This is a genomic window from Paenibacillus sp. F4 (assembly GCF_002894905.1).
Classification (GTDB): Bacteria; Bacillota; Bacilli; order Paenibacillales; family Paenibacillaceae; genus Paenibacillus; species Paenibacillus polymyxa_B.
The window spans coordinates 13,584-33,854 of record NZ_POVS01000016.1 but is presented as its reverse complement, the minus strand read 5'-3'; the positions used below and the strand labels follow the sequence as shown (position 1 = coordinate 33,854).

Annotated in this window: 19 protein-coding genes; 1 reads left to right on the top strand and 18 read right to left on the bottom strand. The window is 48.7% G+C overall.

Annotated elements, in window-relative coordinates; translation table 11 throughout:
- Nucleotides 1-188 precede the first annotated feature (188 nt).
- The 7 genes from yabN to pth all read right to left on the bottom strand — a co-directional run bounded on the left by yabN (nt 189) and on the right by pth (nt 9,997).
- Nucleotides 189-1,688 carry a bifunctional methyltransferase/pyrophosphohydrolase YabN gene (gene yabN / locus C1T21_RS18455; RefSeq protein WP_103049277.1) on the bottom strand — a complete coding sequence of 500 codons (1,500 nt, stop codon included), beginning with the start codon at nt 1,686-1,688 and terminating at the stop codon, nt 189-191.
- Nucleotides 1,689-1,845: 157 nt separating this feature from the next.
- Nucleotides 1,846-3,504 (bottom strand): putative polysaccharide biosynthesis protein, encoded by a 1,659-nt coding sequence (locus C1T21_RS18450; RefSeq protein WP_103049276.1) that lies wholly within the window; start codon nt 3,502-3,504, stop codon nt 1,846-1,848.
- 141 nt (nt 3,505-3,645) lie between these two features.
- The gene (gene spoVT / locus C1T21_RS18445; protein ID WP_023986438.1) at nt 3,646-4,188 is read right to left on the bottom strand and encodes a stage V sporulation protein T; all 543 of its coding nucleotides are present in this window, start codon (nt 4,186-4,188) and stop codon (nt 3,646-3,648) included.
- Between the two features lie 167 nt (nt 4,189-4,355).
- Entirely contained in the window at nt 4,356-5,474 is a 1,119-nt protein-coding gene (locus C1T21_RS18440; RefSeq protein ID WP_103049275.1) for a peptidylprolyl isomerase, read from the bottom strand.
- On the bottom strand, nt 5,458-8,985 hold the full coding sequence (gene mfd / locus C1T21_RS18435; RefSeq protein ID WP_103049274.1) for a transcription-repair coupling factor: 3,528 nt from the start codon (nt 8,983-8,985) through the stop codon (nt 5,458-5,460). Before mfd ends, C1T21_RS18440 begins: the two co-directional genes overlap by 17 nt.
- 134 nt (nt 8,986-9,119) lie before the next feature.
- On the bottom strand, nt 9,120-9,350 hold the full coding sequence (gene fin, locus C1T21_RS18430) for an anti-sigma-F factor Fin (protein ID WP_013308128.1): 231 nt from the start codon (nt 9,348-9,350) through the stop codon (nt 9,120-9,122).
- Nucleotides 9,351-9,436: 86 nt separating this feature from the next.
- Complete coding sequence (gene pth / locus C1T21_RS18425; RefSeq protein WP_061831840.1) at nt 9,437-9,997, bottom strand: aminoacyl-tRNA hydrolase; 561 nt, start codon at nt 9,995-9,997, stop codon at nt 9,437-9,439.
- Nucleotides 9,998-10,071: 74 nt separating this feature from the next.
- On the opposite strand from pth, the gene C1T21_RS28345 reads away from it, so the two are divergent.
- Nucleotides 10,072-10,272: a hypothetical protein gene (locus C1T21_RS28345; RefSeq protein ID WP_023986434.1), complete on the top strand. Its 201-nt coding sequence runs from the start codon at nt 10,072-10,074 to the stop codon at nt 10,270-10,272.
- Nucleotides 10,273-10,341: 69 nt separating this feature from the next.
- Here the strand turns inward: C1T21_RS28345 and C1T21_RS18415 are convergent, their stop codons facing one another.
- The 11 genes from C1T21_RS18415 to C1T21_RS18365 form a co-directional block, all read right to left on the bottom strand.
- Nucleotides 10,342-11,295: a ribose-phosphate diphosphokinase gene (locus tag C1T21_RS18415; protein ID WP_013308125.1), complete on the bottom strand. Its 954-nt coding sequence runs from the start codon at nt 11,293-11,295 to the stop codon at nt 10,342-10,344.
- Nucleotides 11,296-11,353: 58 nt separating this feature from the next.
- Entirely contained in the window at nt 11,354-12,751 is a 1,398-nt protein-coding gene (gene glmU, locus C1T21_RS18410) for a bifunctional UDP-N-acetylglucosamine diphosphorylase/glucosamine-1-phosphate N-acetyltransferase GlmU (RefSeq protein ID WP_103049273.1), read from the bottom strand.
- Nucleotides 12,752-13,096: 345 nt separating this feature from the next.
- A complete protein-coding gene (gene spoVG / locus C1T21_RS18405; protein WP_007428016.1) occupies nt 13,097-13,384 on the bottom strand; it encodes a septation regulator SpoVG in 288 nt (95 codons plus the stop codon).
- A 175-nt stretch (nt 13,385-13,559) separates the two neighbouring features.
- On the bottom strand, nt 13,560-14,387 hold the full coding sequence (purR, locus tag C1T21_RS18400) for a pur operon repressor (RefSeq protein ID WP_013308122.1): 828 nt from the start codon (nt 14,385-14,387) through the stop codon (nt 13,560-13,562).
- 181 nt (nt 14,388-14,568) lie between these two features.
- Nucleotides 14,569-15,423: a 4-(cytidine 5'-diphospho)-2-C-methyl-D-erythritol kinase gene (gene ispE, locus C1T21_RS18395; RefSeq protein ID WP_029519377.1), complete on the bottom strand. Its 855-nt coding sequence runs from the start codon at nt 15,421-15,423 to the stop codon at nt 14,569-14,571.
- Nucleotides 15,424-15,567: 144 nt separating this feature from the next.
- Entirely contained in the window at nt 15,568-15,747 is a 180-nt protein-coding gene (locus C1T21_RS18390) for a small, acid-soluble spore protein, alpha/beta type (protein ID WP_007428013.1), read from the bottom strand.
- Nucleotides 15,748-15,909: 162 nt separating this feature from the next.
- A complete protein-coding gene (gene veg, locus C1T21_RS18385) occupies nt 15,910-16,191 on the bottom strand; it encodes a biofilm formation stimulator Veg (protein WP_013308120.1) in 282 nt (93 codons plus the stop codon).
- A gap of 201 nt (nt 16,192-16,392) precedes the next feature.
- Nucleotides 16,393-17,289, bottom strand: coding sequence for a sporulation peptidase YabG (yabG, locus tag C1T21_RS18380; protein WP_061831846.1), 897 nt, complete (start codon nt 17,287-17,289; stop codon nt 16,393-16,395).
- Between the two features lie 55 nt (nt 17,290-17,344).
- Entirely contained in the window at nt 17,345-18,229 is an 885-nt protein-coding gene (gene rsmA, locus C1T21_RS18375; RefSeq protein WP_103049272.1) for a 16S rRNA (adenine(1518)-N(6)/adenine(1519)-N(6))-dimethyltransferase RsmA, read from the bottom strand.
- Between the two features lie 7 nt (nt 18,230-18,236).
- Nucleotides 18,237-18,782, bottom strand: a complete 546-nt coding sequence (gene rnmV / locus C1T21_RS18370; RefSeq protein WP_013308117.1) for a ribonuclease M5 — start codon at nt 18,780-18,782, stop codon at nt 18,237-18,239.
- A gap of 146 nt (nt 18,783-18,928) precedes the next feature.
- A complete protein-coding gene (locus C1T21_RS18365) occupies nt 18,929-20,077 on the bottom strand; it encodes a resuscitation-promoting factor (protein WP_103049271.1) in 1,149 nt (382 codons plus the stop codon).
- Nucleotides 20,078-20,271: the final 194 nt, after the last annotated feature.

Sequence of the window (20,271 nt, the reverse complement as noted above, 5' to 3'; positions counted from 1 at the left end):
ACTACAAGTTATTCTGGCTTGTCCGTAAAAATCCTGCAATGACAGGCGTTTTTTTATTCGACCCCAGTTAAGCCAACATCCTACTACAAAACTCTGCCCATTGGCAAGTCTGCTCAAACTGGGCCTTCTTTCAACCCTGCATATGTCTCATTTTAATGGTCTGTACAGCCAAAAGCGAATATGTGGAATCACGCTTTGCCAAGGAGCTTTTTCGCTTCCTGCCAGTAAGTCTCCATTTCATCTACGCTGCTTTCTTCGGGACGACGCCCTTGCTCGCGTAATTTCTGCTCAATATACTGAAAACGGTCAACAAATTTGCGATTGGTAGCAGACAATGCCTCTTCCGGGTCTACTCCCATGAACCGGGCTGCATTTACTGCAACAAATAACACATCGCCCAACTCCAGCAGCTGGGCTTCCACGGCATGCCCTTCACGAACCGCTTCCTTCAGCTCAGCCACTTCTTCGTCCAATTTATCGAATACGCCCTCAATGCTATCCCAGTTAAAGCCTACTTTAGCTGCTTTCTTCTGGAGCTTGTACGATTTCATAAGAGCAGGCAGATCACGTGGAACCCCATCCAGCACGGAAGGGTCTGCTGCCGTCGTGCCTTTAAGCCGTTTTTCCTCAGCCTTCATCTGCTCCCAGTTTTGCAGCGCCTCTTCCGCATCATTCGCTTGATTGTCACCAAATACATGTGGATGACGGAAAATAAGCTTATCATTCAGCCCCTGGATAACATCATACACATTGAAGGTTCCGACTTCCTCTTCCATTTGGGCATGCAGCAAAATTTGCAACAACAGATCGCCCAGCTCTTCCTTCATATGCTCAGGGTCGTCCTCATCTATCGTTTCGATGACTTCATACGTTTCTTCAATCAGATTTTTGCGGATCGACTGATGTGTCTGTTCACGATCCCATGGACAGCCTTCCGGGCTGCGTAAAATATCGACAATCTCGTGTAGACGGTCAAAAGAACGCCGTTTCAGCGCCTCATCTTCACTGCGAGGTATGTATACCAAGGATAGGTTCCCGTAGCCCTCTACTCGATCCAGCTCGTACAGCGGCACCTTGTGCACCGCTTCCTCCCCTTCCACCCCAAGGGCGTGACCGACATATACCTCATAATCGTCAGGATACCGCTCCATCAGGCACAGCTTCACATCAGAAGCCGTGAAGGTGTCATACACCTGTCCGATCAGCGTATGCAGCTGAGGCTGGAGCCAGCTGGCATCCAGTGTACCTGCGTCCAACAGCTGGAAACCCTCAATCGGATCAAAACCAAGACGCACAAAAGCCTCATCCAGGAAACTTTCGCCGCCCAGAATGTTCAGTTCAATCCCTTGCGCAGGACAACGCTCCTTAAGCAACTGTACCGCTGCTTCTGCCACCATCGGGTGACCGGGAACCGCATAGACGATTTCGCTTCCGTCTGCCGCCTTAGCAGCCGTCGTAATCAATTGGCTGGTAATTTCCTCGTATACCTCTGGAAAAGACTCCTTTGTCTCATATACCTCGTCGAACGACTCAAAAGCCACTTCAAACTCATTCAGCACTTGAACCGCCGGATGCTCCTTGGTCCGCAGATAGAGCGCTGAAGCGCCCCGCATTTTGTTCAATATCCCTATCGTAAGCTGATCCGGATCCCCCGAGCCCAAACCTACGACCGTTAATGTTACGCTCATATTCAATCCTCCGTTTCGCAGAAACAAGGTTCATGCTCGAAAAAAACACAGCCTAACCCGCTTCCGCTTCCTTTGCTTTGGCATTTACTATACCACAAAGTTGTATAAGCTCATAAAATGGCTGTGCCGCTTTCACGCCCTAAGCCCTATGCCTGGGCTAAGTCAGTACACGTAGCCTGCGCAGCACGGCTGCCAGCGGGCGTCCGAGCTTGGGCACCGCCACAAGCTCGGCTTCCGTGATCAGCCTCAAGCGTGCGAGGCCGATCACGAACACAACGGCGCCTGCGGCTACGCCCAGCAGGCTCTCCGCGGCTGCCGTGGCACGACCTCCGGCAGCCCACCCCAAGGCACCCAGCACAGCGCTGGTGCCCCACATCGCCGCCCCGGCCGCACCAGCCAGGGCGATAAGCAGTGCCGCCGGCTTGAGCACGCTGGCGGACCAGCTCCCGCGCAGGCCTACCAAGCGAGCCAGCAGCACGATGTTGATCACCGCCGCCAGCAGATAGGCGACAGCCCCCGCAATGGCGGCTCCAGCCGTGCCTAGCTGCGGCACGAGCAGCCAGTTTAGCAGCGCCTTGGCTACTGCGGCCGCGAGCATCGCCAGAGCCGGCGCGCGAACCGCGCCAAGCCCTTGCAGCAGCGCAGCCGAGATGATGCTGAGCGTGCCGCCAACGGCGGTTAGCGCCATCCAGCGCATAACCCCGCTGCCGGTGTCGTCCGCATACAGCATCACATTGACGGGCACAGCCAGCACGATCAAGCCTGTCGCAGCGGCTAGTCCCAGCAACCAAAACCAGCGCAGCGATTGCTCGCACTGGCGACGTGCCAGCTCCGTACCGCCGGTCACCCGGGCCTCAGCCAGCGATGGAATGAATAATGCCGACAGGGTGGTGGCAAACATCATGACTAGCTGTACCAGCGGCAGACCTCGGTTATACACGCCAAAGGCCACCATAACCGCAGTATCGTCCAAACCCTCCTGCTTTAACAAGCGAGGTACGGTAAATGTGTCTACCAGACTAATTAACGGAACGGCTAGCGCTCCAAGGCAAACAGGCAAGGCATAACGCAGTAGCGCCTTTAGCAAGGCACCGTTGCTTGCCGCTGGGTGTAGCTCTCCAGTTTGTGATTGCACTGTCGCCATGAACGTCCCTTGCCTTCTAAGCCTCTTCCTGTGATTTCGCCAATATAGCAACATGACGACCAAACCCGCTGCTCCACCTGCTGCTGAACCAAACACTGCTCCGGCAGCAATCATATCCGCACCCGCTCCTTGCGACAGCATGAGCAGCAACAGCATAATCATCACGCTTACCCGTATCGCCTGCTCCGTCACTTGGGAGATAGCAGTCGGAAGCATATTTTGCAAACCTTGAAAATATCCTCTCAATCCCGCCATAACCGGCACGAACAAAAAGGCAAACGCCGCCGCCCTCACCGACGGAATGACGTGAGCATTGTCGATCCATTGACCAATGAGCGGCGCACACGTATACATCAGCACGCCCAGGATCAATCCAAACACACCCAAGACAAGCGAAGATAGCCGAGCAACACGTTGCCCCGCTGCCCGGTTTCCCACTGCCTCAAACTCAGCTACAAATTTGGATATTGCAGCCGGAAATCCAGCAGCTGCAATGGTAATGAACAGCGTATAAAAAGGATAAACCGTATTATAAATGCCAAACACGCCGTCGCCGCCGATATTCTGCAGCGGGATTTTTTGCACTGTGCCGATCAGCTTGCTCGCTACCGCTGCCAGTGTCAAAATGACAGCACCCCGTAGCAGCCGCGAAGCGGCGCGATTTTCCTGCATTCTCCGTCTTCACTCCCACCTGAAATATGCATCTTTCACGAGTCCTATTATACCGCCTCTTTTCCCGGAAAGAAAAAAAACCCTGTACAACGTAGGACGGCTTTCGCCATTCTGTACGTCATACAGGGGTGAAACGGGATGTTACTGTTCCATTTGTTTGCCCAGGAAGCCAGCGGCTGTCTCAGCCATTTTGATCTCCATTTCGGACATTTTTACATTTTCGTCCTTGTTCAACAATACAACGGAACCAATAGGATCACCACCGGAAACAATGGGAGCCGCCACAAAGGACGAGAGTGTTTCTTCGTGGTCTCGCGTTAGCTCATAGGAGCCGCTGGCTGTCTCCAGCACAGTTTTGCGATTATCCATACTACCTTCGATAATGCTACCGATTGGCTTGTCCAGAAACTCTTTTTTGGAGCCTCCAGCCACCGTAATAATGGTGTCCCGATCGGTAATCATTGTAATATGGCCCGTGCTTTCAAACAGGGACTCAGCATATTCTTTGGCGAAATCACCAAGTTCACCAATAGGTGAATACTTTTTCAAAATGACTTCTCCGTCACGATCCACAAAAATCTCAAGCGGATCTCCTTCACGAATTCTCAAGGTGCGGCGAATTTCCTTTGGAATAACTACCCGCCCAAGGTCATCAATACGGCGAACTATACCAGTAGCTTTCATTTCACATGTTGCCCCACTTTCTCAAGAAGAATTTAGTAAACTACTGACGGTATCGAAAGACGCTTCCACTCCCCCAGAAGCGGTCACGAAGAACGTCACGGTCATGGTGTTTATGGTGATATCTGACCATAGTATTCATCTGTTCCCAATTCCTTATGCATGTTCAGTTATTTACCTTCGTTTGTAGCTCCATCTTTGGCTGTTCCTGCGTTGGTATCGCCCGTACCGTTTGTTGTTGCGCCCGGTGTAGTTGTGCTACCGGCACCGGAAGTTGCACCACTTTTCTCTTGCGTAGCTGGTACCTTCGGCAGATTGATTTTCAAATCAAGTTTCGCCAAATCATTTTCGGTAAAGTTTTGGATACTTTCCCCGGCCAATTTATTTTTCAGGGCTGCCTTTTCGTTGTCTTTCAATTTATCAAACGTTGGCTCATTGCGGGACTCCACTTTGATCACGTGATATCCGTATTCCGTTTCCACTGGCTCACCAATTTTGTTAATCGGTTGAGTCTCAGCGGCCTCTTTAAAAGCAGGTACCCATTGCGCTACGGATGCATTCTCATACAGACCTCCGTTAGACGCAGAACCTGGGTCTTCTGAATATTTCTTGGCAATCGTCGCAAAATCGGCTCCTCCGTCAAGCTTCGCCTTCACTTCTTTGGCCAGCTTGAGGGTATCCTCTTTTTTGCGCTGTTTCTTCGTTTTAGGATCTTCGAAGTTAATCAATACATGGCGCACGGTTGCTGTCGTGAATTGATCTTTATTTTTCTCAAATTCCTGTTTTAGCTGATCATCTGTTACTTTGTTGGTTTCGCTGTTGATTACCGTCATTACACGCGTGAAGTAATCTTTCACACCTTGTTCGGTCAGTTTTTTATCACTCAGAAATGTCTTGAACTTATCTTCTCCGACTGACTTTTTATACTGCTCCAGCTGTTCGTTCCCTTCTTTGGCACCCTGCTCCTTGGCTTTGTCGTCCGCTTTGGCCGCCAGAAGCTTGTACACCACTTCCTGCTTTACAATTTGCTCCCGTACCTGATCCGAAGCTAACGCAGCCTCATATTCCGGGTAAAGGAATTTCATCATGCTGATTTCTTGGTTGAACTCATTTTCGGTAATGGTTCCACCCTTATAGGTCACGACAACCTTGCTGTTGTCCTTCGGTTCATCCTTGACCTTGTTCTCATCCGCTTGCTTCGTACATGCTGCCAGCACGGATATAGCTAGCAGCGCTGCCATTCCCAAGGAGAGCATTCTCCAAGGTTTTCTTTTATTTAGTTGTGGCATTTTGCAGTTCCTCCTTCAATGTGAATGCTTCTTTCAATGCACTCAAAAATTGTTCCAGCAGTTCTAGCAACTGTGGATCATTTAGACCTTTGCCCTTTATGCGTGCGCTCATAGAAGTGCCCTGTTCAAATTGTACACGTCTTTCAAAGCGATTGCCAATCTCGGCAAGTTTGGAGGTCTGTACCGCCTGCTGGCGTCCTTCATGGAATTTCAACACTATATTGTCATCCCGTTGCACCATGGACTCGATGCCATACATGCGTCCATATACCTTGAGTCGAGCCACGGCTAGCAAATGACGCACAGCCTCTGGCAGATCGCCAAATCGGTCGATCAGCTCATCCTCCAGTTCGGAAGCCTCGTCAAAGGTGCTGACCGCTGCAACCTTTTTATAAATCTCAATCTTCTGGATGCTGTCATAAATATAGTCTCCCGGCAAGTAAGCATCGACGCCTAAATCAATCGACGTACTCCAATTCCGATTGGACTGATCTTCTTCTCCAAGTACGCTGACTTTACGTTTATTAATTTCCTCAGCCAGCATCTGCGAGTAAAGATCAAAACCGACGGATGCGATGAATCCATGCTGCTCAGCGCCAAGCAAGTTACCCGCTCCACGGATGGACAAATCGCGCATTGCAATCTTGAACCCGGAGCCCAGCTCCGTAAATTCTTTAATCGACTGAAGGCGCTTCTCCGCCACTTCCGTGAGCACCTTATCCCGCTGGTACGTGAAATAAGCATAGGCAATCCGATTGGAACGACCTACACGCCCACGCAGCTGATAAAGCTGAGATAGCCCCATTTTATCGGCATCATGCACAATGAGTGTATTCACATTTGGAATATCCACGCCGGTTTCGATAATGCTGGTGCTGACCAGCACATCATATTCGCCATCCAGGAAATCCAAAATAGTTTTCTCCAGTTCGGTTTCGGACATCTGTCCGTGACCCACGCCCACCTTGGCCTCCGGTACGAGCGCATTGATCTCTGCAGCCATCTCCTGAATGCCCTGCACGCGATTATACAGATAGTACACCTGTCCACCGCGTGCCATCTCGCGTTCAATGGCCTCACGAACTAGAGTCTGGCTGTGCTCAACCACATAGGTTTGCACTGGAAAACGGTTTTCCGGTGGCGTCTCAATGACTGACAAGTCACGTACACCCAGCATGGACATATGCAACGTACGCGGAATAGGTGTTGCCGTTAACGTCAGCACATCTACGTTCGTTTTCAGCTTCTTCAGCTTTTCCTTGTGGGTTACGCCAAATCGCTGTTCTTCATCGACAATCAGCATTCCGAGGTCCTTAAACACCAGATCCTGCGACAACAGACGATGGGTACCAATGACAATATCGACTGTGCCTTGCCGAACTCCTTTTATCGTCTCATTTTGCTCTTTGCGCGAGCGGAAACGGCTCAATACCTGAATATTGAACGGATACCCTGAAAAACGTTCACGGAACGTCTCATAGTGTTGTTGTGCCAAAATCGTCGTCGGTACCAGCACCGCTACTTGTTTGCCTTCAATAGCAGACTTAAAAGCAGCACGAATGGCAACTTCAGTTTTGCCGTAACCTACATCACCGCATAGCAAACGATCCATCGGGCGGCTCTGCTCCATGTCCTTCTTAATCTCTTCGATGGCCCGAATCTGGTCACGTGTCTCATCATACGGGAACATATCCTCAAACTCTTGTTGCTCCGGTGAATCCTTTTCAAAAGCAAACCCTGGTGCCGACTGTCGTTCTGCATATAGCTTGATCAAGTCATCCGCAATATCCTGAACCGAGCTGCGCACCTTACTTTTAACCCGTGTCCACTCATTGCCACCCAGTTTATAAATCTTGGGTTCCTTGTCCTCTGAGCCGACATATTTCTGAATCAGATCAATTTGTTCAATCGGCACAGACAGCTTATCTCCACCCGCGTAGAGGACATGCATGTAATCCTTATGGATACCGCCAACCTCCAGCGTGCCGATCCCCATGTACTTCCCGATCCCATGATTTTGGTGTACGACGTAGTCGCCCACCTTCAGCTCGCTATAGCTCTTAATCCGTTCTGCATTGTCCACATGTCGGCCCTGCTTACGAGCTTTCCGCTGCTTCTGGGAAAACATCTCGCCCTCGGTAATGACTGCCAGATGAATAGACGGCATTTCAAAACCGCTTTGCAGATTGCCGATAGCCATCGTCGGCTCATCAATACCGTAATCTTCAAGCACTCGGCGCATCCGGTCCAGACGTTCATCTCCACTTGCCAGCATCATAACCTGTGTGCCGGCTTTGCGCCAACGATCCATCTCCGCCTTGAGCACATTCATTTGGCCATGGAAATCCTGCATTCCTCGGCAGATGAAATTCAAAATATTTTGTGGCTGGGTATGAGGAACCTGACGGAGGAAAATCGACAGGAACAACGTCTGAAATCTCCGGTTGTACAGCAGATTGTCCGCGTCATCTGACAGTTCTAGCTGCGGTAACGTTTTACCGTTTTGAAGCAAATGCAGATTCCATTCTGACTCATCCCGTTCCAGTTGCTTGGCTGTTTCCAGCATACGTGCCGGTTCGTCAATAATCAGAATCGTATCTTCCGGCATATAGTCTGCTAGGGTTTTACGTTCAGGATACAGCAGGGAGATATATTTATAGATTTCGTCAAAATACACATGCTCTCGCAGCAACTCAATTTCACGATGAATCTCTTCTTTCAGGTGCTGCTTAGCTTGACGATCCGTCATTTTGCCCAGCTGCTCCTCCAACAAAATAGCAGCGGCATCCGCCGCCTGGTCCATACGCTGGTTATTCGCAATAACTTCCTTACACGGTGTTACGGTAACGTCCTGAACCTTTTCCACCGAACGCTGATCTTGCGGATCAAACTTACGGATCGAATCAATTTCATCGTCAAACAGCTCCACACGATAACCCCAACGGGTTGTCATTGGATAAAAATCAATAATTCCTCCGCGTACGCTCATCTCTCCACGTGATTCCACACGCTCTACACGCTGGTAGCCCATCTCTACCATATGTAGCAAAAACGCTTCCAGCTGAAGCGTCTCGCCTTCTTTCAGCTCAATACGAGCCTCACGCCATGTTTCCGGGATTGGCAGTAAACGTCGGACGCCAGAAAACGGCACGACAACAATCCCACGAAAACCCTGGGCGCAGCGTATCAATACATCAATTCGTTGGGACAATGTCTCTGGACTGGATATTGCTGCTTCAGCAGCTACCAGCTCATTAGCAGGATACAATAAAACCTGATCAGGAGAAAGCGCTTCCTGTAAGTCATCTGCTATTTTTTGAGCGGCAAACATATTGTGCGTCATGACCATTAACGGTCGTCCGGTATCTTCGGCAAGCGCGGCCATCAGTACCTGTCGGGAAGAGCCTGATAAACCTGATATCAGTTGTTCCTTCATCCCTGATGAAATACCTGCTGCAATGGATGCATAATCAGCATCCTTCGTAAAAGCCTGAATAAGTGCTTGTAACAAAAAAGGCACCCCTTTATGCTTATAAATAGTTACATGTAAACCGAAAAAGAAGCCTCAGCAATGCTGCCAAGGCTCCATAAGCGGAATTGCCGCTTCACCTCTCAAGCTGGTACATCCTACCAGTTGAATACCTGTTATTGGAGCGGATTAACGAGCAGACTCAGCTCTGGATTATTCTCCAATGCTTGACTGCAATGCTCGCAAATGACTTTGACGGTCACTTCACCACCCGAATTATACGCTATTATATCTCTACGTTCGGCAGGGGTCAAGGAATGGAAGCCCAACCTTTCTTCGGTTATTGCCGCGGAATCAATTCGTCCCAAGAAAGTTCGACAATGTCTGCATACATAATTAACAATCATGTAATGTATATGCCTCCTGAAAGTTTTCTATACCTTTCAGTATGTCCAACAATCTTCCATTTAAGCCCGTCTGCCTACGTCTGAACTTACTTGTTGAATTCAGCCATCGTCCGTTCAAACGGATGACTCAAGCTGTGTTCTAAGGCGTTGCACGTGTCCTCGATCATTCCGGCCAGTAATTCTTTTTCCTTCTTTGGAAAGGTACCCAGAACATAATCGACAATAGCATGTCCAGGCTCCGGGCGGGAAATGCCCATACGAATCCGATTGAAGGACTGCGTGCCGGTATGCTGAATGATCGATTTAATGCCGTTATGACCGCCTGCGCTACCTTGATAACGCAATCTTATTTTACCGACTTCTGTATCCAGATCATCGTACACGACAATCAGATCTTCCATATCGGCCTTGTAATAGTCCATATAGGCACGTAGAGACTCGCCTGATAGATTCATATAGGTCATTGGCTTAATCAGTACGGTTTTTACGCCACCAATGTGACCCTCTCCAATTAACGCCTTGCATTTGCTTTGGTTAATCTGGATGTTATGACGCGAGGCAAGAGCATCCAATGCCATAAATCCGACATTATGTCTCGTTTTCTCGTATTGGGGACCGGGGTTGCCCAATCCTACAATCCACTTCATAACCTTGATACCCTCTTTCGCAGTCTGGATTTTTTGGTAAAATAGTTGTATTGAATAGGAAGGTGCGTGCCGGTATGCTCAATCAAGGTGATATCCTCTTATATGACAGCCATTTTCTATATCATTTAAAACATTCCGTTCCTGTCCAGATCTATGACGGGAATGTACATATTCAGATTGGCATCGTTGCGCGTTTTAATGAGCATTTCGTCGAAATAGAGGACACACTATACAATCGTCAACGTTTCACATTCATATCTCGCCCAGGCTTTTAGCCTGACATGCTGATAGGGGTTACCTTTTCCATATGGAAAAGGCAACCCCTTTTTTTAATGAGCCAGCGCTTATTCGATTTCAAACAGTTTGCTGATCGACAATTCTTCATGCACACGGATGATAGCTTCTCCCATTAATGGAGCCACAGACAATACCTTCAGCTTGCTTGTCGGATTCGGGTGAACGATCGGGATCGTATCCGTCACAACCACCTCTTTTAATGGCGAATTCTCTAGTCTTTCCATAGCAGGACCGGAAAGCACAGCATGTGTACAACACGCATACACATCTTTTACGCCGCCTTCTTTAAGCGCATTTGCACCTAATACAATCGTTCCGGCTGTATCAATGATATCATCAATTAAAATAGCCGTTTTACCCTCAATGTTCCCGATGATGTTCATCACTTCACTGACATTTGGCTCTGGACGACGCTTATCAATAATAGCGAGCGGCGCACTCAGGAAGTCCGCCAGCTTGCGCGCACGAACGACCCCGCCATGATCGGGTGAAACTACAATCGGGTTCTCAATTTGCTTGGAACGGAAATATTGGGCCAGAATTGGCGCTCCCAGCATATGATCTACTGGAATATCAAAGAATCCCTGAATCTGCATCGCATGCAAATCCATGCTGATTACGCGGTGAGCTCCCGCTTTTTCAATCAAGTTAGCGACAAGTTTCGCTGTAATCGGATCACGTGAACGAGCTTTACGATCCTGACGAGCGTAACCGTAATATGGCATAACGACATTGATACTTTTGGCAGAAGCGCGTTTAAGTGCATCAATCATAACCAATAACTCCATCAAGTTGTCGTTAACCGGCAGACAAGTTGACTGCACAATATACACATGGCAGCCGCGTACGCTTTCCGACAGCTTAACCTGGATTTCACCGTCACTAAACGATGTGGTATGGGATTCCCCCATTGGGATGCCGATGTAGTCCGCAATCTGGTGGGCTAACTTCGGATTGGAGTTACAAGTAAATATTTTGAGTTTGGAATCGCAATAAGTCATTAATAGAAACCCTCCGTGCTGGTTCATTCATTACAGATTCAACAGCTTGCTGATTAGGTCATTCCGATCTTTTCTTCTTCGCTTTGGCACGTGCGCGGATTTTGTCCGCATATCCGGCTTTGTTCTCTTGACGTGGTCTGGCAATGGCCAGATCGTTATCAGGGACAGCATGTGTTACAGTGGAGCCTGCTACAACATAAGCACCTTTTCCAATCTTAATCGGGGCGATCAGATTCACGTTGCTGCCAATAAAGGCATCGTCTTCAATTTCTGTAATGGATTTATTATATCCATCATAATTGACCGTTATTGCCCCGCAGCCAATATTTACGTTTGTACCCACCTTGGCATCACCGACATAGCTCAAATGAGACACCTTGGAGTGATCTCCAATGGTCGCATTTTTCACCTCAACAAAATCACCAATTTTCACATGTTCGCCAAGCTTCGCGCCTGGACGCAGATAAGCAAACGGCCCCACAGATGTACTGCTTCCCACTTCCGCTTCGTTCAACACCGAATGTTTTACCGTTGCGCCTGAATGGATAATCGTATTCTGAATCTCAGCCTGCGGACCAATCACACAATCTTCTCCGATTTGTGTTTGACCGTGCAGCCATGTGTTCGGGTACAGTACCGTATCGGAACCAATAATAACCTCGCTCCCGATATAGGTAGAAGACGGATCAATGACAGTGACACCATTCAGCATATGCTTGCGAACGATGCGCTCACGCATATAGCCCTCAGCTATCGACAAAGCGACTCTGTCGTTAACACCGATGGATTCAGACACATCATCTGTCAAATACGCCTCAACCTGTTCACCTTCACCATGCAAAATACCAATGACATCTGTCAGGTAATATTCCTGCTGTGCATTGGTGTTCGTTACCTTGTCCAGCGCTGCAAACAGCTTGGCATTGTCAAAGCAGTACGTTCCCGTATTGATCTCCCGGACAGCATCTTCCTCAGGTGAACAATCTTTCTGTTCCACGATCTTGAGCACGGCCCCGGAAGCATCACGGATAACTCGTCCATATCCTTTCGGGTCGTCCAACTCAGCGGTCAGTATCGTCGCAGCCGCCCCACGGCTCTCGTGCAGTTGCACCAAGCCCTCTAGCGTTTCCGCTGTGATCAAAGGAGTATCCCCACAAATGACAATGGTTGTACCTTTTTTCTGACCGAGCAAGTCCTTGGCTTGCTTGACAGCATGGCCCGTTCCCAACTGCTCTGCCTGAAGCGCATATTCTGCCGACGGTCCCAAATAAGACTGTACCGCCTCTGCTCCATGACCCACGACGACTACACTTCGGGACACCCCGATTTCACGAACCGTGTCGAGCACATGCCCGACCATCGGTTTTCCGCACACCGGATGCAGAACTTTATATAATTTGGATTTCATACGTTTTCCCTGCCCTGCGGCAAGAATGACTGCCAACCTTTCCAACAAGTCCAACCTCCTATCCTGAAAATAACAGTTACCCCTTGGCTAAAACGTTAATTCCCAGATCAGATTTTGCTTAACTTTTCACAATCCTCCTGAAAAATAACGGCGAACCTTTGGTTAATGGCTATTTTTTCAGGCCAGCTTGTGCTGGACATACATCCCCGGGACGCATCGCTGCCTAGTCCCTGTCTTATGAAAAAGCCGCTTCGGCAGCCCGGATGGCTCCAAGTTGCCTTAAAACTGACTGTTAACTCACTAAAGAATATATCTCATTCCAGACAAAAAGAAAAGAGAGCCACAGTTAGTGGCTCTCTTTTTCTTTTGTACCCCAATCCTGCTTTAGGCGAATTAAGCGCCTTCTTCAATAGCAACTTCTTCATCCACAGCTGCACGTTCGTACTCAGTCAATACAGCAGCTTGGATCTTCTCACGGGTTCCTGAAGATATCGGGTGAGCGATATCGCGAAACTCTCCGTCTGGAGTTCGTTTGCTTGGCATAGCTACGAACATCCCGTTATTACCGTCGATAACTCGGATGTCATGAACAACAAACTCATTATCAATCGTAATGGATGCAATCGCCTTCATTCTTCCTTCTGAGTTCACTCGGCGGAGTCTAACATCCGTAATCTGCATGTGTGTTTCACCACCTTTTTCCAAATAGGACTTGGTGTATACATTCCACACAGCAGTTCGAAATCCTTCTTTTTTTCGGTAATTCGTATCCTAAATTCAGGTAATTTTTTTGAAAAGATTTCTTTTCGACATATTTAGGTATTTTATGATGGATTGTGACAATTTACTGCCCTGTTCACTCATCAAAATAATTGCCCAGCTTGACTGTAATTTGCTTGCTTCGAGAATCGACTGCGGTCAGATTCGCCAGTGAAATATAATCGTGCAGCAGGCGCTCTTCGTTCTCCACCTCGCCCGATTCTACCAGCACACCTACACCGGCCACCTCAGCATCAAACTCAGCCAGCAAGTCGACCATCCCCTGAATCGTTCCACCGGCCTTCATAAAATCATCTACGATGAGCACACGCGATTTCTCACGCATCGCACGTCTGGATAAAGACATCGTATGCAGGCTCTTTTGTGATCCTGAAACATAATTAATACTTACAGCCGAGCCTTCTGTCACCTGATGATCACGCCGTACGAGAACGACTGGCAAATTCAGCTGTGCTCCGGTTGCATAGGCAAGTGGAATACCCTTGGTCTCCACCGTCATAACCACATCAATCTGACGATTGGCAAAAGCGGTTGCGAATATTTTACCAGCTTCGTTCATCATCGCAGGTTGGCCCAGCAAATCGGACAAATACAGGTATCCTCCCGGTAATATGCGGTCAGGCTGCTCCAGTTGCGCGCACAGGTCGTTCGCAAACGCAAGCGCATGCTGCTTGGAAAGCCTCGGGATCAGTTTGACGCCCCCTGCCGCTCCCGCCAGCGTCAGAAGCTCGCCAGTGCCCTCATCCTCAAATACTTCCTTGATGATGGCCAGATCCTCGCTTATGGAGGACTTAGCTGCCCCGTAGCGATCCGCAAAATGAGTAAGAGGCACCAGCGTATGCGGCCGTGACAACAAAAATTGCGTCATTTCCACCAATCGTGAGCTTCTTTTAAGTTTTTTCACAACAATTCCTCGCGATCTATTCTCCTGCCGCCCGCTTTGTACAGTAAAGCACCGGCGGACTGGCCGGTTGCTGGCGGAATGTAAGTGATATAGTAAAATCCGAATATTTAATAGTAAATATATCATCTTCGTACGTATTTGTACAACAATTACCACTATAATAAGAAAGAAATATCTAAAATCAGGTCAAAAGTCGTACTGCGTACACATCTTTACAAAACCCTCTTAGTCCATTGTAAATCCGTGGCACTTTGGCTTCCTTCGATACCAGTCCGAACACTGTAGGTCCACTCCCTGACATCAGCACACCGTCTGCTCCTAAGCGGATCATAGAGTTTTTAAGATGCTCTACCTCTGGATACAGCTTTAGTGTTACATCCTCAAGTACATTCCCCAGCGCGTTGCATACATCGGTAAAAGAAGCGTTACGGATCGCATGCTCCATCTGGCGGGCAGACGGGTGGTGCGTAATCTGATCTGCTTTGACACGACCATACACTTCAGCCGTCGATACATTAATCGGCGGCTTCGCAAGGATCACCCAGCATTGTGGCGGATTCGGAAGTGGCTTGAGCAGTTCTCCGCGTCCACTTGCTAAAGCCGTCCCCCCTGTAATACAGAAAGGTACATCTGAGCCCAGCTCCGCACCCAACACCCTTAATTCAGCATCCGAGATACCAAGCTTCCATAGCTTATTCAGTCCACGCAGCGCTGCGGCAGCATCACTACTTCCACCCGCTAACCCTGCCGCCACCGGGATATGCTTATCCAGATGGATGTGGACGCCCGTAGACACGTTATAACGTTCTTTGATCAGACGCGCAGCCTGAAAAGCCAAATTCTTTTCATCCAATGGTATGTACCCGGCTTGACTTGAAATAATAATGGTATCACGCGGTAACTCAGACATCGTCAATCGGTCAGACAGATCGACCATGGTCATAATCATTTCGACCTCGTGATAACCATCGTCCCGCTTACGTAGAACATCAAGCATTAAATTGATTTTCGCCGGTGCTTTTTCATATATTTTCAAGGCGTTCACCCACCTTCAACTTTTCCCTCAAGACAGCTTAACATATTATATCAGACTCAGCGTGTCAAGTCATGAGGCTCAAAAAAGCGGAGATGACCCGGTATGAACCCGGATATCCCCGCTTTTCATCAGCACCACCGATGGCTACGATTTGCGAGAAGCTGCCTGCTCAGCAAGCTGGATGGCCCGCTTGACCATATTGCCCGCATCCTTGGCTTTAATGCCTCCCCAGCCTTCTTCCTTGACCGTGTCGTAAAACCCAAGATCTTTGGCCAGCTCGTACTTTAGCTCCTCCGACATGACACTCCGTCTTCTTCTGCTCATACATACGCCCCCTTCGGCAATGGAATAAGGAAGATCATTCCCGGCTTAGTATGTGCAGAGATGTCATGCTTCATCCTGCTCTGTATATACAAAACGGCCCCGTCATTTGAAATGACGAAGCCGTCGTTAAACCTGCAAAGCTGGTATAAATCACGAAATCAATTAAGGTGTTTCAAAATATTCGACTACACTTGTATGGGAGTCGGGATCATATACGCTGACTTCCACCGACTCGGTAAGAATGTCAGCATAGCTGTAGGAGACACGTTTAAACGTCTGTTGCTCCTGATCCAGCTTGACGATAAAAACAGAAGGGTACGTTTCTTCCAAGACACCAGTTCGTTCGACGGTCTTACGGCGCCCGCCGTTAGCCCGCAGCAAAATTTTTTGCCCTACATGTGCGTCGAGACTGCGTTTGATTTCCAACAGCGTATTTTTAGCCATTGCCTAACGACCACCTCTTTCCTTGTCCATTATAACGAATTTTAGAGGGATTGTCAAATCAAGCTAAATATTATAACAACACGAAAAATAAGTTGTCAATTTAATTTTTTGCGAACAGGAATAATTTATATAAAAAATGACAAAAAGCCTCTGAAAGCAGAGGCTTTTTGTTCAGATTAATCCTATTGGCACATTTGAATCCTAGATGGCGGAAGGCGTTACTTTAAGCGTTGACAAATTTTCAAGCTTCGGCAGGCCGATGCGATAGCTTCCCCTAGTTTCAATTCCACCCACTCCGCGACTGCCACTGATTGTCTGGTGAAACAGGTCCCCCATGTTGACCGTATCACGGATCGAAGTAAAGGCCGCCTTGGCAGCCACGTAAACGGGGTCCAGCGCGTGAATCAGGATACGCCCTGGTGAGCTGGCGAAGTTCGCTCCCGCACGTAGCAGCGCCTCAAAATGGGACTGGCACGCCCCCGCTACAATCGTCAGCGAATCCAGATGACGTTCATATTGTCTTGCTACCTGAATCGCCGCCACAAAATTTTGCGAATTTTTATAACTTTTCAAGCTGTACAAATCGTAAGGCTGTGGCTGCTTCAGCACACCGTCATGTCCGGTAATGACTACGATATCCGGACGGATACGGGGAAGCAATCGGTACAACGTGTCCGCCATTGCCGATTCGTGAACGTGATGTCCCTCTGCAGGAACACGGAGCTGTTCATATAAACTGAGGCATTTTTTCAGATAGCTGGGATCTCCATCCAGATGAAGAACCTTTCCCGGCATTTCAAAATACGTTGACTCGACCGGATCACTCCAGTCCCCAACCAGAGCTGCCTGACTACGAGCAGCTTGCTGCTGGCGTGCCCGTTGCAACAGATTAAGAGACTCACCAGCCTTAATGTGGGCCTGCTGAGTCTTTCCGCTAATCTGGTCTGCAGGCACTCTGACCAGATCGTTCACCGGGGAATCGGCCAGCAGCCGAAATTCTATTCCCTTAATGATCGCTTTATCCCGCTGGATGTCCTCAACACGAAACGTGACATCTCCACCGTACGATTTCCGAACGACCAAGTCTCCTAAACTCATCACACTGTATCACCCCTCCTATATCGTATGGGTGAATGCACAGTTTGGTTCCAGCTTAGGATATACCTGCCTCCAACAGCACAGCGCTGAGACGCGCAAATTCCTCAATACTTAGCGTTTCTCCTCGACGGGAGGGTTCAATACCAGCTTGTTGCAACAGCGGCTCCAGCGTGTCCCTGTTCTCTTTGGTGAAGAAACGGCTTTTTAAGTTATTGGAAATGGTTTTACGACGCTGGGCAAAAGCAGCATGAACCACTTCAAAGAAGTGCTTCTCATCCACCACTTCCACCGGAGGGGCTTCCCGTACACGCAGCCGGATGACTGCAGACTCCACATTTGGCTGGGGAATAAATACTGTATTCGGCACAGTGCAGACTAATTCAGGTTCGCTGTAATATTGCACTGCAATGCTCAGACTGCCGTAATCCTTCGTTCCAGGAGACGCAGCCATGCGCTCAGCCACTTCTTTTTGGATCATAACGACGATATTCTCCAGAGGGAGCTTGTCCTCCAGCAGCCTCATCAGAATCGGTGTAGTAACATAGTACGGCAGATTAGCCACGACACTTACTTTACTCACGTCTGCAAAATCGGCTGCGAACACCTCGCGCAAATCCAGCTTCAGCACGTCTCCATGACGTACCTTCACATGCTCGTAAGGGGCCAACACCTCTTCGAGAATTGGCAGTAGCCGCTGGTCAATCTCGACAGCGGTAACTGCCTTGGCCGATTGGGCCAGCTTCTCGGTTAAAGCGCCAATCCCAGGACCGATCTCAAGTGCACCCTTCGTCTCATCCAATCCGGCAGCATTTACAATCTTATTGAGAATATTTTGATCAATCAGGAAATTTTGTCCCAAACTCTTTTTGAACGAAAAACCGTGCCGTTGAATAATTTCCTTCGTACGCCGCGGTGTTGCTATATCTTGAATCCCTGTCATACGGACATCACAATCCTTCACTTTCAATTTGTGCCAGCGCCCCGGCAAATTCCTCGCGGCTGATCTGAAATACAGAGAGCCGTTTATGTAGCTGCTTTCCGTTACAATAACCAATACCCAGCACATTCCCTAAGGCCATACGGCGTGCAGCAGCATTGGGGTGGGTGATGAGTCCAGCATCAATCAGGTCCGCCCACTCAATCAGTGGGTCGGCGCCTTCCACTGTCGTATGAACCCGTGCAAGAGCGTGTCTGATCGCTTCTGGTGAGGCATTCTCCACGCCAATATCTCCTTTGCGCGTCGCTTCTGCCTCGGGTATAAAGGCCTGCTTGCAGCCGGGTACCTTGGACGCGATAATCTTACGGATGCGCTCCCCTGCATGATCGGGATCGGTTAAAATGATGACCCCCCGCCGCTCCTGCGCCAATGCAATTTTACGCAGCGTCATTTTATTAATGGCTGAGCCGCCAGTTTCTATCGTATCCGCTTCAACAGCGCGGCGAATGGCCACCGTATCATCCCGGCCCTCTACCACGATCACTTCCTTGATCATTTGCGTTTCCCTCCACTGCTACACAGCAAGCTATATTTATCTTTCCCTGCTTTTGAAAACAAAATAAGAAGAGGATATCCTCTTCTTAGCATGGCATAACTATGTTGTTAATACTATCGCATTGCCCTCAACATACACAACCTGTTTTAGTTGATTTCAGGCTTTACCGGTCCGATGACATATACGGTTTTACCGTGCTTACGACCAAATTGGTTGGCTCGGCTCAAACTCTCATAATACACATCGATTTTGTGGCCTTTAATCGCGCCACCGGTATCCTCCGCTCGGCGGAAGCCCACCCCTTCGATATACACCCACCAGCCGATTGGAATTACACTCGGATCGACAGCGATGGTGCGTCCTTCCGTGACACGTGCGCCGGATGCAGTACGTGTACCGATACCTGGCTCCTGTGAGGAATACGCCGTCATGGAGACATTTTGTAAAACCTTGCTATATTTAAAATTGACGCCTGCTTTACGGACAGCACTGCCCGAACTAACTGCTGTTGCCTTAACCGCATCATTGGGACCGACGGAAGCAGCAAGAACGACCGGTTTTTTCTTCGTTCCTACCGCAATGACCTTATCCACACGGTTCTGTGCAACTTCCTTGTTAACCAGCTGTTTGGATACCAACTTTCCATCATGATATACCTTTTGAACATGCTGGACGACCACACCCGATTTGCCGCTTTGAATGACCCGATTATCGCCTTTATAAAGACTCGGATCGGCCGTTTTGATGACCTGATAAGGCACCTGTTTTTTCTGTTCGACCTGCTGTTTCTTCACACGGACGATTTTTATGTCCATGTTAGACGAAACAGAGGCATCCAACGCAGGATAAACTTTATCCGTTGACGATAATTTATAGCCCGAGGTACGAATGGCACCTTCTACTGTATTTTCTGTTGTGTACAGCTTTTTCGTCTCATTGCCTGAAGATACTTTGACTTGATTGGCACGTTTAATGACTACGCGATCCCCATCCTGTACTGCTCCATTTAGCGGCATGGAAACTGTATCATGCGGCTGAAGTGAAATGGAATGCTCGCTCAGCAAATCTTGAAGCTTGGATTCCCGGGTTTCTACCGCAGACGCCTTGCCATCGATGACAAAAAAGACTTGTTTTTTAGATTGCGTGTACATCAGAATTGAAATCATAATCGTTAGCGCGATTAGAAAAATAGCAACCAAAGCAGCCTGGCGCACATTCTCTTGCTTCCAACGCAATACGTAAGACATGCTGGATGAGCGTGACTCATGGGTATCCTTTTTTTGGAAAATGCCCATTTCCTCCGTCCTCCTTACATAGCCCGCCGTCTGGAGTAAGACATAGTTGAGATTTGACGTGACTATAACAGATTTTCTACAAGACAAGCCCAAACTACGACTGTCCTGCACCATGTACCCGTCTTCGCGGCATGCTGTCCTCCCCTGTTTAACCACAGTATGATGACAGATTTTCTTTTATTCACAACAAAAAA

Excerpts from the sequence above, each read along its gene's own strand:
- spoVT (WP_023986438.1), bottom strand. The coding sequence starts at position 4,188 with ATGAAAGCTACTGGTATAGTTCGCCGTATTGATGACCTTGGGCGGGTA.
- fin (WP_013308128.1), bottom strand. The coding sequence starts at position 9,350 with ATGATTGTTAATTATGTATGCAGACATTGTCGAACTTTCTTGGGACGA.
- rsmA (WP_103049272.1), bottom strand. The coding sequence starts at position 18,229 with ATGACAGGGATTCAAGATATAGCAACACCGCGGCGTACGAAGGAAATT.
- C1T21_RS18390 (WP_007428013.1), bottom strand. The coding sequence starts at position 15,747 with ATGAGCAGAAGAAGACGGAGTGTCATGTCGGAGGAGCTAAAGTACGAG.
- C1T21_RS18450 (WP_103049276.1), bottom strand. The coding sequence starts at position 3,504 with ATGCAGGAAAATCGCGCCGCTTCGCGGCTGCTACGGGGTGCTGTCATT.
- veg (WP_013308120.1), bottom strand. The coding sequence starts at position 16,191 with ATGGCTAAAAATACGCTGTTGGAAATCAAACGCAGTCTCGACGCACAT.
- pth (WP_061831840.1), bottom strand. The coding sequence starts at position 9,997 with ATGAAGTGGATTGTAGGATTGGGCAACCCCGGTCCCCAATACGAGAAA.
- C1T21_RS28345 (WP_023986434.1), top strand. The coding sequence starts at position 10,072 with ATGCTCAATCAAGGTGATATCCTCTTATATGACAGCCATTTTCTATAT.
- C1T21_RS18365 (WP_103049271.1), bottom strand. The coding sequence starts at position 20,077 with ATGGGCATTTTCCAAAAAAAGGATACCCATGAGTCACGCTCATCCAGC.
- yabG (WP_061831846.1), bottom strand. The coding sequence starts at position 17,289 with ATGAGTTTAGGAGACTTGGTCGTTCGGAAATCGTACGGTGGAGATGTC.
- C1T21_RS18415 (WP_013308125.1), bottom strand. The coding sequence starts at position 11,295 with ATGACTTATTGCGATTCCAAACTCAAAATATTTACTTGTAACTCCAAT.
- C1T21_RS18440 (WP_103049275.1), bottom strand. The coding sequence starts at position 5,474 with ATGCCACAACTAAATAAAAGAAAACCTTGGAGAATGCTCTCCTTGGGA.
- rnmV (WP_013308117.1), bottom strand. The coding sequence starts at position 18,782 with ATGATCAAGGAAGTGATCGTGGTAGAGGGCCGGGATGATACGGTGGCC.
- spoVG (WP_007428016.1), bottom strand. The coding sequence starts at position 13,384 with ATGCAGATTACGGATGTTAGACTCCGCCGAGTGAACTCAGAAGGAAGA.
- yabN (WP_103049277.1), bottom strand. The coding sequence starts at position 1,688 with ATGAGCGTAACATTAACGGTCGTAGGTTTGGGCTCGGGGGATCCGGAT.